Source organism: Moorena sp. SIO4A5, assembly GCF_010672005.1.
Taxonomy (GTDB): domain Bacteria; phylum Cyanobacteriota; class Cyanobacteriia; order Cyanobacteriales; family Coleofasciculaceae; genus Moorena.
The window spans coordinates 1-14,855 of sequence record NZ_JAAHHZ010000140.1 but is presented as its reverse complement, the minus strand read 5'-3'; the positions used below and the strand labels follow the sequence as shown (position 1 = coordinate 14,855).

At 43.6% G+C, this 14,855-nt stretch carries 20 protein-coding genes and 1 other RNA gene; 7 read left to right on the top strand and 14 right to left on the bottom strand.

From position 1 onward, the window contains the following. Positions 1 to 349 (bottom strand): 4-Cys prefix domain-containing protein (locus tag F6K57_RS28670; protein ID WP_364304420.1); only part of this gene is annotated, 349 nt, incomplete at its 3' end. Between the two features lie 421 nt (positions 350 to 770). On the opposite strand from F6K57_RS28670, the gene F6K57_RS28665 reads away from it, so the two are divergent. Further along, entirely contained in the window at positions 771 to 1,610 is an 840-nt protein-coding gene (locus F6K57_RS28665; protein WP_293071723.1) for an HAD hydrolase-like protein, read from the top strand. Between the two features lie 471 nt (positions 1,611 to 2,081). On the opposite strand, the gene mreD is transcribed toward F6K57_RS28665, so the two are convergent. The 3 genes from mreD to F6K57_RS28650 all read right to left on the bottom strand — a co-directional run bounded on the left by mreD (position 2,082) and on the right by F6K57_RS28650 (position 4,531). Next, the gene (mreD, locus tag F6K57_RS28660) at positions 2,082 to 2,627 is read right to left on the bottom strand and encodes a rod shape-determining protein MreD (protein WP_293071722.1); all 546 of its coding nucleotides are present in this window, start codon (positions 2,625 to 2,627) and stop codon (positions 2,082 to 2,084) included. A 31-nt stretch (positions 2,628 to 2,658) separates the two neighbouring features. After that, entirely contained in the window at positions 2,659 to 3,393 is a 735-nt protein-coding gene (gene mreC, locus F6K57_RS28655; protein ID WP_364304417.1) for a rod shape-determining protein MreC, read from the bottom strand. Positions 3,394 to 3,523: 130 nt separating this feature from the next. Continuing rightward, positions 3,524 to 4,531, bottom strand: coding sequence for a rod shape-determining protein (locus tag F6K57_RS28650; RefSeq protein WP_293045218.1), 1,008 nt, complete (start codon positions 4,529 to 4,531; stop codon positions 3,524 to 3,526). A 378-nt stretch (positions 4,532 to 4,909) separates the two neighbouring features. Here F6K57_RS28650 and F6K57_RS28645 point away from each other — a divergent pair, with 378 nt between their 5' ends. After that, positions 4,910 to 5,275, top strand: a complete 366-nt coding sequence (locus F6K57_RS28645; RefSeq protein ID WP_070393269.1) for a single-stranded DNA-binding protein — start codon at positions 4,910 to 4,912, stop codon at positions 5,273 to 5,275. 289 nt (positions 5,276 to 5,564) lie between these two features. On the opposite strand, the gene ssrS is transcribed toward F6K57_RS28645, so the two are convergent. Next, positions 5,565 to 5,747, bottom strand: a non-coding RNA gene (gene ssrS / locus F6K57_RS28640) — 6S RNA. A gap of 124 nt (positions 5,748 to 5,871) precedes the next feature. On the opposite strand from ssrS, the gene F6K57_RS28635 reads away from it, so the two are divergent. Further along, positions 5,872 to 6,375: a CRR6 family NdhI maturation factor gene (locus tag F6K57_RS28635; RefSeq protein ID WP_293071721.1), complete on the top strand. Its 504-nt coding sequence runs from the start codon at positions 5,872 to 5,874 to the stop codon at positions 6,373 to 6,375. A gap of 257 nt (positions 6,376 to 6,632) precedes the next feature. Here the strand turns inward: F6K57_RS28635 and F6K57_RS28630 are convergent, their stop codons facing one another. Next, a complete protein-coding gene (locus tag F6K57_RS28630; protein WP_293023943.1) occupies positions 6,633 to 7,595 on the bottom strand; it encodes a glycosyltransferase family 9 protein in 963 nt (320 codons plus the stop codon). Positions 7,596 to 7,722: 127 nt separating this feature from the next. Here F6K57_RS28630 and ispD point away from each other — a divergent pair, with 127 nt between their 5' ends. After that, on the top strand, positions 7,723 to 8,427 hold the full coding sequence (gene ispD, locus F6K57_RS28625; protein ID WP_293071720.1) for a 2-C-methyl-D-erythritol 4-phosphate cytidylyltransferase: 705 nt from the start codon (positions 7,723 to 7,725) through the stop codon (positions 8,425 to 8,427). Positions 8,428 to 8,508: 81 nt separating this feature from the next. Continuing rightward, on the top strand, positions 8,509 to 9,168 hold the full coding sequence (gene nfi / locus F6K57_RS28620) for a deoxyribonuclease V (RefSeq protein ID WP_293047116.1): 660 nt from the start codon (positions 8,509 to 8,511) through the stop codon (positions 9,166 to 9,168). Between the two features lie 16 nt (positions 9,169 to 9,184). Here the strand turns inward: nfi and F6K57_RS28615 are convergent, their stop codons facing one another. From F6K57_RS28615 to F6K57_RS28585, 7 genes are all read right to left on the bottom strand, one after another. Then, complete coding sequence (locus tag F6K57_RS28615) at positions 9,185 to 9,415, bottom strand: hypothetical protein (protein ID WP_293071719.1); 231 nt, start codon at positions 9,413 to 9,415, stop codon at positions 9,185 to 9,187. A gap of 87 nt (positions 9,416 to 9,502) precedes the next feature. Further along, positions 9,503 to 9,856 (bottom strand): hypothetical protein, encoded by a 354-nt coding sequence (locus F6K57_RS28610; RefSeq protein ID WP_293047120.1) that lies wholly within the window; start codon positions 9,854 to 9,856, stop codon positions 9,503 to 9,505. A 27-nt stretch (positions 9,857 to 9,883) separates the two neighbouring features. Then, the gene (locus F6K57_RS28605) at positions 9,884 to 10,063 is read right to left on the bottom strand and encodes a hypothetical protein (protein WP_293023951.1); all 180 of its coding nucleotides are present in this window, start codon (positions 10,061 to 10,063) and stop codon (positions 9,884 to 9,886) included. A 317-nt stretch (positions 10,064 to 10,380) separates the two neighbouring features. Continuing rightward, the gene (locus F6K57_RS28600; RefSeq protein WP_293023953.1) at positions 10,381 to 10,572 is read right to left on the bottom strand and encodes a DUF2949 domain-containing protein; all 192 of its coding nucleotides are present in this window, start codon (positions 10,570 to 10,572) and stop codon (positions 10,381 to 10,383) included. 875 nt (positions 10,573 to 11,447) lie between these two features. After that, positions 11,448 to 12,014, bottom strand: a complete 567-nt coding sequence (locus F6K57_RS28595) for a DUF192 domain-containing protein (protein WP_075900041.1) — start codon at positions 12,012 to 12,014, stop codon at positions 11,448 to 11,450. A gap of 350 nt (positions 12,015 to 12,364) precedes the next feature. Then, on the bottom strand, positions 12,365 to 13,060 hold the full coding sequence (nblR, locus tag F6K57_RS28590; protein ID WP_075900037.1) for a response regulator transcription factor NblR: 696 nt from the start codon (positions 13,058 to 13,060) through the stop codon (positions 12,365 to 12,367). A 269-nt stretch (positions 13,061 to 13,329) separates the two neighbouring features. Continuing rightward, a complete protein-coding gene (locus F6K57_RS28585) occupies positions 13,330 to 13,530 on the bottom strand; it encodes a hypothetical protein (protein WP_293023962.1) in 201 nt (66 codons plus the stop codon). A 155-nt stretch (positions 13,531 to 13,685) separates the two neighbouring features. On the opposite strand from F6K57_RS28585, the gene F6K57_RS28580 reads away from it, so the two are divergent. Then, entirely contained in the window at positions 13,686 to 13,853 is a 168-nt protein-coding gene (locus F6K57_RS28580) for a hypothetical protein (protein WP_293071718.1), read from the top strand. Here the strand turns inward: F6K57_RS28580 and F6K57_RS28575 are convergent. After that, positions 13,832 to 14,422: a hypothetical protein gene (locus F6K57_RS28575; RefSeq protein WP_293046156.1), complete on the bottom strand. Its 591-nt coding sequence runs from the start codon at positions 14,420 to 14,422 to the stop codon at positions 13,832 to 13,834. The genes F6K57_RS28580 and F6K57_RS28575 overlap by 22 nt on opposite strands. A gap of 258 nt (positions 14,423 to 14,680) precedes the next feature. Between F6K57_RS28575 and F6K57_RS28570 the strand changes: the two genes are divergently transcribed. Then, a partial coding sequence (locus F6K57_RS28570; RefSeq protein ID WP_293071724.1) for a DUF2887 domain-containing protein occupies positions 14,681 to 14,855 on the top strand: 175 nt, incomplete at its 3' end.

Here is a 14,855-nt window from a genome sequence, read left to right as displayed (position 1 = left end):
AATGCAGCGGCTCCTTACTCTGTCTAGGAAAAAACTGAAAGTAGCCCTCTGGATCGATTTGAGGGATACCGGGATGAGTCAGCTTGCTCAATACAGCTGCCTCTTGGCGAAATAGTTCAATAATTCTCGATTTCGAGTTGTGCTCTGGCTTAAGGACTTTTAGAATTTTTGGTACTGCCCCGTTGTAAGCTTCGTAAACCTTACCAAAGCCACTTTGGTCACTTAACAGGCGCATCACCCGATAGCGACCTTGTAATAACAAATCTGAGCCACAATGGCGACAAACCAGATTCGTCATGTTCCCTGGGTCATCTGGCTGAAGGCACAGGGGATTGATACAGTAGCTCATGCCTAGCTACAAAGAGATAGTGGTCTTATCCCAATATTAGGATGGGGGTCTTGAATTAATCTACTCAAAGCAATATTTTCGCTCATTACGCCCCTAGTAGCTCAACAGCAGGATTAAACAGATCAATATATATATAGGTTTTTTTCTATATCCTAGTATAAATTGGCTGTCATGGAATGCAATTGTTGCCTAATTTTGTCTAAGTGCTGCTCCAGTTCCTTAGGCAAAAAGTTAGCTTTTTTTATTTAACTATTTATAGTTAAAATTAAACTATCAACCGTCAACCGTCAACCTTTAACATAGTTACCTCAAAGAATACAAAATGGTATCAATGTCCCCTCAAGCAGGTGGCAATCTACACTAAAGCTGGTAAATTGTAAAGAAGTATGTCAAAAAGCCCAGCCCAGCCCAGAACTAATCTATGAACTGTGTTGCTGCCCCAGACAGGCAATTATCCCGATTTTACCTGCCTCAAAATACAGTCCCCTACTTGCAACAACTGACCGTATTCTGTGATTTTGACGGTCCCATTGTTGATGTTTCCAATCGCTACTACACCACCTACCAGCTAGCACTAACCGATACTCAAGGGTTCTACCAAGCTCAAGGTATAACCTTACCGATCCAGACCATGAGTAAACAGCAGTTCTGGCAAATGAAGCAAGAACGCATCCCTGACGAGGAAATTGCCATGCGCTCAGGGTTACGAGGAGAGCAAATCGATTTCTTCTTGGGGCGTGTGATCAAGATTGTGAATCAATCTGCCTTATTGAACAAAGATCAGCTGCAACCAAACGTAAACTGGGCCTTAGCTCTGCTGCATTCTTATGGCATCCGACTCGTTCTGGTGACATTGCGTTGCACATCCCAGGTCAAACAGATATTGAGAAATTACGGTTTAACTCGTCTTTTTAGCGGCATTTATGGGACAAGAGAAAACCACCATGCTTATCAAAACTATGCTCAGGTCAAACAGGAACTTCTCCAACAAGCACTGTCTGAGCATTGTTCTTCTTCCTATACCGAACAATCTCCGCTGGCTGAACCGTCCGTATCTGCTTGGATGATTGGTGATACAGAAGCCGATATTCTCGCAGGACAAGCCCTCTCAATTCCCACCATAGCTCTTACCTGTGGCATTCGTTCTGAATCATATCTCAAGCGGTTTGAACCCACTCATATCTCTAGCGACCTACTTTGTGCCACCTCTTATCTATTAGAAATTTCTAGAGCTGTTGGCTCTACCGAACTTGCTCTGTAAAAGCGATGCAGTGGCTCTACAGGCGTTTCCCTCACTCGCGCTTTGGATCAAGACACTGTTATAAAATAATTAGTATAATCCTGATTGAGCGGGAGTTTTAGTTTTTGATCGAATAATTTTTTATAAATCAACCGCCCAATCATAAATTAGTGAGCAATAAGCGCGGTTTTATCGATACTAGGTGCGGTAGAGCCATAACCTGCTAACCTTAAACCTCCAACCTGCTAACCTTAAACCTGTTAACCTTCAACCTGTTAACCTTCAACCTGCTAACCTTAAACCTGTTAACCTTCAACCTGTTAACCTTAAACCTGTTAACCTTCAACCTGCTAACCTTAAACCTGTTAACCTTAAACCTTAAACCTGTTAACCTTCAACCTTCAACCTTCAACCTTCAACCTTCAACCTTCAACCTGCTAACCTTAAACCTTGGCCTTTCGGCCACGCTACGCGAACAACCTTCATAAAGCATTAGGATTCCTCCATTGAATTGCACCACTGCCACCATCGATTGAGTGGATAGTAGACGACTGGTGCCCAAAGACTACTGAGAATGGCAGAACAGATGGCAATACGCTGATGGTCTGTCCAGATTTGTGCTAATTGGCGAGAGCCTTGAAAACTATGCTGAATAGCAGTCACTGTTTCCCCAACAATCGCCATGCCAAAGACAATTAAAGCTACTGAAATAAAATCTTCCTGAATATACCGTTGCTTTTGAATTAGAGCAGTCAAGACCCCCACGATGGCAAGGCTATAGACATGGGTAGGCTCAGGGAATGTCATACCATCTTGCACTAATCCCAATACCAACCCTGCAAATGCTCCTTGAAACGCTGTGCGTTTAATGCTCCAGGCCACAACCCAAATCAACAGCCAGTTGGGAGCAATTCCCAGTAATTCCATTCCCGGTAAACGTGTCAGTAATAATATTGAGCAGAGGATAACTGAACTAACAGTCACTGCCCAATTGATTGTGCGACGAACCCAAATAGAAAACTCAGACGTGTTGGTCATGGTTAATTAGTCATGGTTCATTAGTCATAGGTCATGGGTCATTTGGATGAATAATCACCCACTCCAGATAACTCATCGGGGCTGTCAGCTCAATAATCGCTTCTGGCGCTGGACTTTTGTCAAGAATAACAGACTCTACACGTCCTAGGGGTAAACCAGCTGGGAAAAGCTGGCTGACACTGGAGGTAGCCACAGCATCACCAGGACGCACGTTTGGCAGTTTATCAAAAAACTGCATTATTGCCCGATTAGTTCCTTGTCCACCCAAAAAACCCATGCTACGGCTACGGCTGATCACGGCACCTACCTTACTAGTGGGGTCACTGATCAGCAAGGCACGACTGGTGTGGGGTGTCACGCTAACGACTCTACCCACTACACCCCCAGGTGCCATAACAACGAAGCCCTTTTTGATCCCAGCTTCACTCCCTCTTCCCAGAATGATTTCTTGCCACCAACTATCAGCGCTACGTCCCACAACAGGCGCAACAATTCTTAGTTTATTCTGGGTTTTTTTATAACCTAACAGCTCTTTTAGCTTCTGGTTTTGAGTTTTGAGTTCCTCTACCTGCTGTTGTAGTTCCAGTGTCCGCGCATTAGAGAGGCTTTCTTCTTTAGCAGGTAGCGATTGAAAAGGGCGGCTTATCAATTGATAGATTTCAAAAATTGTTGCACCCTGAGTTCTTCTAAGTAACCAAGCAGCAATGAGGGTAAGACTCCCCAGCATAATTGCTACTCCATGTCTCCCCCACCAGCGACGCAGCATGTACATAGCCTATCCATAAAATAGTCAGATTTTGGCTAACCAGTAAGTTTTTACACTAGCCACACTCAATCTACACTCTTCATATATTTAAGAAAAATACTCTTTAAGGTTGATGTTTAATAGCTGACCACTACATATTACGGGAACGCCCACTAAACACCCGCTCTAACTGTTTGTAGTTCTCTAATACTCGACCAGTTCCCAAAACAACACAGCTGAGGGGATCAGCTGCCACATGGGTGACAATGCCACTTTCATGACTAATAAGTGTATCTAATCCTTTCAATAAAGCACCACCACCCGCCAGCATAATACCTCTATCAATAATATCAGCCGCTAGCTCGGGGGGAGTCCGTTCTAGAGTGCGCTTAACAGCATCAACAATAACAGAAAGGGGTTCTGCCATACTTTCACGAATCTCTGGTCGTTTGATCGTGACAGTTCGTGGTAAGCCAGACAGCAAGTGTAATCCTCGCACCTCCATGGCAGCTTCATTATCCTCAGGTGTTGGATAGGCTGAGCCAATGCGGATTTTGATGTCTTCTGCTGTCCGTTCCCCAATCACTAGGTTATGGACTTTTTTCATATACTGAGTAATCGCTTCACTCAGTTCATCTCCCGCCACACGCACTGATTCACTTAGAACTGTTCCCTGCAAACTGAGAACTGCTACCTCAGTGGTGCCTCCACCGATATCAATAATCATGTTACCGGTTGGTTCTGCTACAGGTAATCCAGCACCAATGGCTGCTGCTACTGGTTCATCAATTAACCTAACTTCTCTAGCACCAGCCTGTAATGCGGCTTCCATGACGGCTCGTCGTTCCACACCTGTGACACCGCTAGGGATACCAATCACAATCCGAGGTGAAACTAGGGCTTTGCCTTCGTTTACCCGCTGGATGAAGTGCTTCAGCATCAGTTCAGCGGTATCGAAGTCGGCAATCACACCATCCCGTAAAGGACGTAGGGCAACTACATTACCTGGGGTTCTTCCCAACATCTTTTTTGCCTCTTCGCCTACGGCTAGAGGAAGCTTTTCGTCTTGATCAATGGCAACCACAGAAGGCTCTTGAAGAACAATGCCCTTACCAGATACATAGACTAAGGTGTTAGCTGTACCCAGGTCTATACCCATGTCCCGTGACAGGGAAAAGTGATTCAAAATACTCACTAGTTTCTACGCCTCACAAAATGCTGTGTACAACCGAAATTGCACCGGAACTGTAACTGAGGTGGATTCTATTATGTTTTTTCCAGTTAGTCTAGTACGCTAGTACACTAGGTGATCATGATTCTCCGGATACTATTTGGAAGAAATTTCTGCAAATACACCTAGCTGCAAATACATAACGGTTTCACCGGCTCAAGTTAAGCTCAAGTTGACTAGAATACTCTGGATGATTGACTTGCTTCGGTCACTTAAAATAAGTCTTAAAATAAGTTAGTAATTGTTATACACCAGCTCAATCTGCTATTGTAGAGCCATAATCAGTACAAAAGTACCAATATAACTATGAGTCTCAATGTTGTCCATTTAGTCGGTCGTGCAGGTACAGACCCAGATGTTAAGTATTTTGAGTCTGGCGGTGTATTGTGTAAACTGGCCCTGGCAGTGAGACGACGGACACGCAATAGTGATCAGCCTGACTGGTTCAACTTAGAGATTTGGGGGAAGACGGCGGAAGTAGCTGCTAATTATGTGCGTAAAGGTAGCTTAATTGGTGTAAAAGGGTCTTTGAAAATTGACACTTGGAGCGATCGCACCACCGGAGCTGATCGCTCACAACCTGTGATCCGAGTAGAGCGCCTTGATTTACTTGGCTCTAAGCGTGATAGTGATCCGAGCGCTGTAAGTAGCTATGATAACACCGAATTTTGAATAGTTTTGATTTACACTCACACCTCTTTACTAGTCTAGCTATTAGCTTCCCAGGAAGCTAATAGCTCATGAGTATAGGTAACGCGAGTTCTTCCTTCGGTCGTCGCCCTAAGTATAAGCTAAAACACTTATGGCTAAAATACTTATGGTTAAAATACTTAGTTCTACTGCTTAACTAATGCTATGAACTAGATGTATTGCTTTTCAGCCAATTCCTGTGTAATGGTTATTACTTACCAGTTGCCGATCACTAGTTGCACATCCTTAAGACCACATTTTCTGATCCTACAGGTTCACCAAGAAGCCGTCTTACCTCAGTTTATGACCTGGCTAACCAGGTGGGCACCGTCGAATCTCGCTTGAAGTTTCTGGGTATTTTCCCAGTCTACTGCCGCCAATCCGATTAGTTCCCTTATATAAATGAGCATAGATCAAAAAACACTATTGGCAGTCACCAACTTCCCAGTAAAACCTGCTGACTCTATTGTAGTAGTTGATCAAAATATGTGCAACATCTAGGTGTTTGAGCACGGAAATGCCTAGCAGGAGAAAATAGTGTAAGACTTGACTGATTTTATTGATATTGGAACTATTGCGTGACTACAATCATTTCCTTAAATACTAACCATTTCCAAACCTTAGACTTGTCTCCAGCTCAGACAGTGATTGAAGGGTGGCTGCAAGACGGTGCGATCGCAAACTATGAGCAGCAGCTAGGCTTTAAGATTGATTTTGATTGCGATCCTGAGGATCCTCGGGAATTCTCAGAAATCCCAGAGGTGCGGTTATGGTTTGTGCGCTTGGATGCTACCTATCCCTGGTTACCTTTTCTACTAGATTGGAAATCTGGGGAATTCGTCCGCTATACTGCTATGCTAGTGCCTCACCAATTTAATCGTACAGAAGGCATCCAGTACAACTCTGAAGCCTTAGAAATCTTCGTGATGCAGAAAATCTTTGTACTAAGTCAGTGGTTAAAGGAGTGGGGTATACAGAGCCCATCCCGCCTCAAGTCGATGGCTCAGTTACTCGGCTATGAACTTGATGATACTTTGTTTGATCTGATCGAGACTTCAGGGGGTGATATTAAGTCCGGTTGAATACCCATCATAAAGAAGATTGATGGGGAGATGGGTAGATGGAGCCGGGGCTGATAAGTATAATAAACGCTATAGTTGGAGAAGAGATACTATCAAAGGGCAGTTTATGCCTGCGCAAAGTACCTGTGCAAAGTATAACTCCACATCGGGTTGATGATCTATCTTAATCAACCCCTATAGCGTCAGCTTCCCATCTTAAACAGAGTTTGGGGAAAAGAGAAAAGCGGCTGATGATTTCCTCAAGACATACTGGTATACTAGCTACCCCAAATTTGCTCTAATACAGTTTCCGGTTTGATATCGGCAATCCGACCGGTAGGTGATTGAATACCGTATACCCCCTCCTTGGCAGGTAGTAGTTTGTTTGCCTCTGTCGGACCAAACAAGGCAATGGTAGGAGTACCAACAGCTACAGCTAGATGCATCGGTGCACTATCGGTACACAGCATCAAATTAGCACCGGCAATCATGGCTGACAATTTACCAATATCTTCTGGAGCAGTAACCTTGAGGTCACGATGGTACTCCATCATCGCCTGGCACCATTCTGCATCCTCTGGCCCTTTTAGCAAGACAATGGGCAGATCTGGTTGTTTTTGGCGAATGTCTTCAACAATCTTCTGCCATTTCTCAACTGGGTAGATTTTATCAATTCCTTGGGACAGAGCGAGTTGACTAGAACCGCCATGAATAAGAATGTAGCCAATTTCTGGAATCTCTAGCTGTTGCTGTTGAGCTTCTGCCCATTCAATATCTGATTTGGGAACCCTAACAGCGAGTTCTTGACAAGGAACGTTAATACCGAAACCTAGTAGTAAGTCATGGTACATATGGGCAGCATACTGCTCAGTTTTTAGGGGCACAGGGTTGGTAAAAAACAAATCCCTTGAACCAGCTTGGTAACCAATTCGACGCACAATACCAGTCATCCAGAGCAACAGCCCAACTGACCACCGACGTCCTAGGGTCATGGCAGCATCGTACTCGCGATCGCGGATCACTCCCAACAAGTTACCAAAATCTGCGAGACCATTGCGGTCTTTAAAATCAAAGGTTAGAACTTCATCGACTGACTGACAAACCCGATAAGCCCCCTTGGCTCGCGGTTCCACAATAACGTCAATCTCAGCTTTGGGATAATACTGTTTTAGTTGTGAGAGGGTGGGAAAGAACAGGATTTGGTCGCCAATTCCACCAGGAACAAGGGCTAGTATTCTCATCTCAAATTGCTTGAGCTTACGGATCAGATTAATTTTAACTTGACGCTGGAAGGACTAATTCTGAATTCTATCGAGGGCATATTATCCTAAGCTCAGGCATGAAGCAGCAGCTAAGAGGTAGAAAATCGTGCATTTATTAATTCCAGCAGCCGGAATGGGACGACGGATGGGGAGCGATCGCAATAAGCTTCTTTTAACACTTCTAGGTAAACCAATACTGGCTTGGACACTGCTAGCAGCAGAGAAAGCCAGTAGTATAAGCTGGATTGGGATCATGGGACAACCCTATGACTGGCCAGAGTTTAAAGCAATTCTAGCTGAACTTGCCCTATCTAAACCTGTGGAGTTGATTGAGGGGGGGGAAACACGGCAAGAATCTGTCTATAATGGCTTGCAGGCTTTACCAGCAGAAGCCGAAAGGGTGTTGATTCACGATGGTGCTAGATGCTTAGCTACCCCTGAGTTACTGGCACGGTGTGCCGAAGTCTTAATGGATTGTCCCGGTCTAATTGCCGCTGTGCCTGTTAAGGATACCATTAAAGTAGTGGATGAAGCCAATCTTGTTCAAGATACACCGGATCGGAAGGGATTGTGGGCAGCACAGACACCCCAGGGATTTGAGGTGAAGTTGTTGAAACAGTGCCATGACCAAGGACGTAAGGCTGGCTGGGAAGTTACGGATGATGCCGCTTTGTTTGAACGGTGCAGCTTGCCAGTCAAGATTGTGGAAGGGGAGGAGACGAATTTGAAGGTAACTACCCCAGTTGATTTAGCGATCGCAGAATTTATCTTGCGCCAGCGTTTTGATCTCAGTGAGACCAAATCTAGTTAATTAATTAATTGATTATAATTAATCATCGTTTATGTTGCGCCAGGGAATGGAAAATTTCCACGTACCAAAAATAAAATTACTATGGACATCCAACAACGCCACCCTTGGCCAGTCAATAGTGAAGAAGCTAAAGCAATTCAACAACAACTACAACCTGAGGTAATTTTTGAAGATCAGTTGGGGGAAGTGCAGTATGTTGCGGGTGTAGATGTAGGTTTTGAGGAGGATGGCGCTATATCACAGGCAGCAGTAGCAGTTTTAAGCTTTCCCGACTTGCAGCTGAGGGAAAATGCGATCGCATCCAGACCCACTACCTTTCCCTATGTACCAGGCTTCCTATCATTCCGAGAAGTCCCTGTATTACTGGATGCTTTGGAAAAAATTAGCATTATCCCTGACTTAATTTTGTGTGATGGTCAGGGCATTGCCCATCCTCGTCGCTTTGGTCTTGCCTGCCATCTGGGGGTACTGACAGATATTCCCACCATTGGTGTGGCTAAGTCCCGATTCATTGGTGATCATGAGGATTTGCCCGAAAACAAAGGTAATTGGCAACCGCTGAGCCATGATGGAGAAATCATTGGAGCCGTTGTGCGTACTCGGACTGGAGTTAAGCCAGTCTATGTTTCCATTGGTCATCGCATCAGCTTACCCACAGCAATTGATTATGTGTTGCGCTGCACATCTAAGTATCGATTACCAGAAACAACTCGCTGGGCTGATCAACTAGCATCAAAGTGAATTTAGAATTTAGAATTTAGAATTTAGAATTTAGAATTTTCCATTCTTCCTTCTTCCTTCTTCCTTCTTCCTTCTTCCTTCTTCCTTCTTCCTTCTTCCTTCTTCCTTCTTCCTTCTTCCTTCTTCCTTCTTCCTTCTTCCTTCTTCCTTCTTCCTTCTTCCTTCTTCCTTCTTCATTCTTCCTTCTTCCTTCTTCCTTCTTCCTTCTTCCTTCTTCCTTCTTCCTTCTTCCTTCTTCATTCTTCATTCTTCATTCTTCATTCTTCATTCTTCATTCTTCATTCTTCATTCTTCATTCTTCATTCTTCATTCTTCATTCTTCATTCTTCATTCTTCATTCTTTTGGTAATACCTCTTCTTCTAATCGATTAACCCGTTCCTTGAGTTCTATTACTAAGGTAGCGAGACGCTTAAACATTGGGTGCTCAGGGTCTACCCTGCTATAGGTATCAGTTGGTGATTGTATGTGGTGTTGACTGGGTCGATTACTGTCAGGAATTGACTGGCTGACCTGACGTAACTGAGACTCTAACTGATTGATTTTAAATCTCAAGTTAGTTATCTCAGATTCAACAGAAGCAATCCGGGATTCTACAACAGTTATAGAAGCTGTGGCGGGTGGAACAAACTGTGAGATAAAAATTCCTAAGATTAATCCAAAACCGAGTATTACGATTGTTCGTTTCAAAGTACTTCCACCCCATTAGTTATCTTACTACCCATTATGACTATAGCAGTTTTCAATTAGGTGAGGTACAAATTTTTGGGTAATAGGTAATAGGTAATAGGTAATAGGTAATGGGGAATCCGGAATCGGGAATCCGGAATCGGGAATCGGGAATCCGGAATCGGGAATCGGGAATCGGGAACAGGGAAAAAATCCTGTGTACCTCATTAGGTTAGAACCCGCTATAGTTCATGTGGACTTTCATTGTAAGCATTGAACTATTAGCAGTTAGCTGAAGGGCTAAAGGCATACTATTAATGGCTGATAGCGGATAGCGGTAGGCTGAATAGTTACATTGATAGTTACATTGGGATAGCCAAGATCTAACAAAAAGAGCGAGTCACTTATGAAATCGCTCTTTTTGATAAGGGGATAAATAGTTAAGGACAAAGTAGAATTATAAATTTGTCTGAGGGATATTTTAACCCAAAGACATAGCTCCTTAGACATAGTTTGTCTCTCCTCCCTGATTGATTGATCAGGTTTTAGGCTGTTTCCAACCAGTCATAAATTTTATCTAATTGCTCCAGAGTTACCAAACCATACTGCCAAAGAATCATTGGCCAAAGTCCTGGATCTTGTTCCCGGTGTCGTTGTGCGATCGCAATTGAATCTCTTGAAATTGCTAACTCTTCTTGGAGAAAATGCAAGAATTTTGTATAGGTTTTTGGTGCCATTAGTTGTCTTTCACCTCCTTTAATAGGCTCTATTTTGGAATTAGTAATCTGAATGTGTAAACCATCAGTAGCCACTATCTCATCTGTCCACTAGGAAATTACAAGCGTCGGTTATAACTGACATAGAAACAGTCAGGAATTTTCAGGTTTTAAGGATAATTAATCCCATAGGAAAAGAGTTAACTTTCCCAATCATCACCCGACTAGGGTTTAGGATGACAGGACTAGCACTCTAGTACCCCTGTGTAAATTTTCAGGGTTACAAGGCTGATTACCTGTGTCCTAAATCACTGCCAACCTGAGATTTTCGTCAACCTAGAACAGCAATATTATGTGTCTTGATGCAGTCGCTCATGGGGGAAACCCCCGCAGGTCGGCGCTGCATCGCTTTCTTTCCAGTATCGAGATGAAATACCCTACTAGCATCACCCCTAGACCTTGCCAACACAGTGAGTTGGCAAGACCCTGGTAGCTCATATGGTTAAGTCAAGCAAAATTCGACAGTTTTAAATACACACTCCCTAAGGCGCTTGAGTGACAAGCGTCTGTCAAGTTAAAAACTTTGGCTGGCGTACGCTATAACTGACTACTCTCTCACACCATCAACTTAGCGATTCACCGCTAAGACTCAGTAGCGTCACCCCTACCCTTGTTTTCCCAACCTTGATTAATTATGTCAAGGGTAGCCATTAGTAATCAAGGGTATAGTCATTTGCGAGATTTTTACATCTGTCTTAGGAAAGATTACCCTAATTTAGCTTAATCCGCCAGAAGCCCCACGACAGAGGTAAGCATTTAACTATAGATCCGAAACGTAAGTAATCGCTTACTTCTGACTTCTGACTTCTGACTTCTAACTTGCGCGTAGCGCTATATTAGTTAGGTGCGGTAGTACTCCCATCCAGAAATTTGACATTTACCTGGTCACCTACTTTCAGACCCAGTTCAGCCGCACGTCCGCCACGAAGTTCAATCACTTGGTCAATAATTTTCATTCCTGGACCATAGGTAGGGCATTCATCGGTTTCGCAGGGGGGGACAGATTTTGCGATCGCTTTTACTTCCCCATTTCTTAGAAAGACCATATCCAGCTCGATTTTAACATTCTTCATCCAAAAGCTGACAGGTCGTGGTGGGTAGAAGCCAAATAACATGCCCCGATCCGGTGCTAGAGATAGGCGATACATCAACCCCATTGCCTTTTGCTCACGGGTCTGTGCCACTTCCAGCGAAATCCGCTCACCTGCGATTTCAGCTTCAGCAGAAATTGGTAACATTTGACCTAATTTGGTTGGTGATTGTGATACTGATGGCGCTGTTGCTGGCGGTTGACCAGATTTGACAGAGTTACTATTTATAGTGTCTTCTGGAACTGACCCTGCTGAACAGCCCATCAGTAAAATACTTAGTGCTATTGAACATAGAGTGATTTGAAACTTCATAGCCCTTTTCCCTATTATCAAGTATCAAGTATCAAGTATGAAGTGGGGAGTCGGGAGTCGGGAGTCGGGAGTCGGGAGTCGGGAGTCGGGAGTGGGAAGTGCGAACCATGGCATTGATTGGTTACTCAGCCACTAGTATAGTTTCACCCAACACCGTTCAAGCTCCAACTTCTAACCTCCAACCTCTAACCTCTAACCTCTAACCTCCAACCTCCAACCTCCAACCTTCAACCTCCAACCTTCAACCTCCAACCTTCAACCTTGGCCTTTGGCCACGCTACGCGAACAACCTTCAACCTTCAACCTTGGCCTTTGGCCACGCTACGCGAACAACCTTCAACCCCACAACCCTAAGCCTCCCGCAACACATAACCAACACCACGCACCGTCTGGATTAATCGCCTTTCACCTTCATCTTCAATCTTGAGACGTAAATAGCGAATATAGACTTCGATGACATTGGACTCTCCCATAAAGTCATAACCCCAAACATTTTCCAAAATTTGTTCGCGAGTTAATACTTCCCTCGGATGGCTGATCAAATACTTGAGCAGTTCAAACTCTTTCATGGTCAAATCAATGACCCGTCCATTGCGCATTGCTCTACGCTGGCTTAGGTCTAACGTTAGTTCTCCAAACCTAAGCTGCTCGGAGCCTCCTGTTTTTGGCTCTAGATAAAGGCGCACCATTTTTACAAATGGCTCGGTACGATAGGGTTTAAGGAAATAATCATCAGCCCCTGCTTCTATACAAGCCACTCGATCCTCTACTCGGTCATGAGCCATCAGCATGATTACAGGTACGCGAGAGCCTTCACGTCTGAGCTGATCGCATAATCTCAGCCCTGATTCTCCTGAAAGGGCTCTATCCACAACCACCATTGCTGGCTGGAGTTCACAAGCTTGATGGCAAGCAATGGCGGCATCAAGGGCAATGACGGTATGATAACCTGCTTCTTTCAAGTCCTGACTCAGCCGTTCCGCCAATATTTGATCGTTTTCTACAACTAAGACACAGGGATTCCTTTCCAGGGTCAGATTTGGCATAGATAATGCTTGTCAGCACAAGCTGCATATAACTATGGTGAATACCAACCCTGTTTTAGCATGTCCTCATTAAATATTGCTGAGTGGGTAAGTTGTAAAAAAAATAGCCGTAGAAATATTATCCACGGCTATTTAAATGACTTATGTCACTTAGTTCCCAAACCGAAACTGATGTGATCCTATTTGATTGACCTTGGTCTTTCGGCCACCCTACGGGACCAGACCGGAGCCAAGGCTCTGGGGGGAAGCCCCCCCAGAAATTTAAGGTGTTATGGCAACAGCCAATACTTCATCATGGTTGTCTTCACTTCTCCTGGCGTTTCAGTAGGCTCCAGAGGGCTCCAGTCGGCAATCTCCCCATAGCCAAGGGAATAAAACCTTTGCATACTATAGATTACGGCTTGACGAGGACCTTTTAGAGTGTGCTCAACAGGTTGTTTCTTGAGGTTTTGGTTAATTTTTTTTGACATAAGTCGAAACTTGAAATCATTGTTGCTTTATATTGATTATTGTAATGATTATATTTTGATTTGTCAAGGGTTTTTAAAAATATTTTTGGGTAAGTTTTAGAGGTAATAAAAAAAAGCGTTTGCGTAGCGTCTCTTTCAAAGAATACCGTAAGCTAATGCGCTACGCGCACGCTATGCGAACAGCTATCAGCTATCAGCTTAAGCGCTACGCGCACGCTACGCGAACAGCTAATAAGTCGAAGCCTGTGCCACCAATTCCCGATTCCCGATTCCCGATTCCCGATTCCCGATTCCCTTGTTTTCAGCTAACCGCTGACCGCTGACTGCTTACAGTTTGATTAATTTCAACTTCTGCAATCGGACGCTCAAATTCTGTGATAGTCTTGCTAAAGTTGACTTGACCGATAACTTGCCATTTTAGTTGAAGCTTAGGGGTATTATTCAGATAATCGTAGCTACCTTCAAGGATAGTAATTTGGCTAATCGTGTGGCTTGTAAATGTTTGTTGAGCTTGATACTTGTTAGCTGTTGATAAATTATAATTTTCGATTAGTTCTTTGTAGTTATTTAAAATAATCCCTGTAGTTAGGGAAGCCAATTTTTCTAAGTTAGTTAGGTCAGCGTCGTAGATATCGATAAAAAACTCTTGTTTAAATTCCCTGGATGTAGTAATTATTGTGGGGTTTTGTTGCTCCGGATGTAACTGTTGTGGATGGGTTGATCTAAATGTTGAGGAAATTTCCCATTTACCGGGATAGATGCTGATGTGTGGTAGTGTTGTTGGTGATTCGGTAATGGGTTGAGCAACAATTTCTATTTGAGGTGTAGAGATGTCTTGAATTAGTTGTTGCTTAAGCTGCTCGCTGATTTGGGATAGTAAGTGTTGAATCATTTTTTTTAGATAATGGGTAATAGGTAATAGGTTATGGGAGTTAGGCAGCCGTTTTTGAGGTCTGATTCTGTGTGATTTTACAAACAACAGTCTCTAGGGTAAGGAATTGTTTCCTAGATTCAAGTATACATCCATATACGGGCGGGTTCCCTGCTTGTGTCTGGTTTAACTACATTACCCATTCCCTATTAACCATTATCATTACCATTACGATTAATGTTACTATAGGTATAGCTATAGTTAAGTAATGACCTAAATGTGAAAACCGATACCATATTCTATCGCCTGTTCCAATCGTTTCCCAGCATCTTCTTTGAATTAATTAACCATTCCCCTACAGAAGCACAAGCTTATCAATTCGCCTCTGTGGAAGTCAAACAACTAGCATTTAGAATTGATGGAGTATTCCTGCCGACAACCACCACAGCCCAAC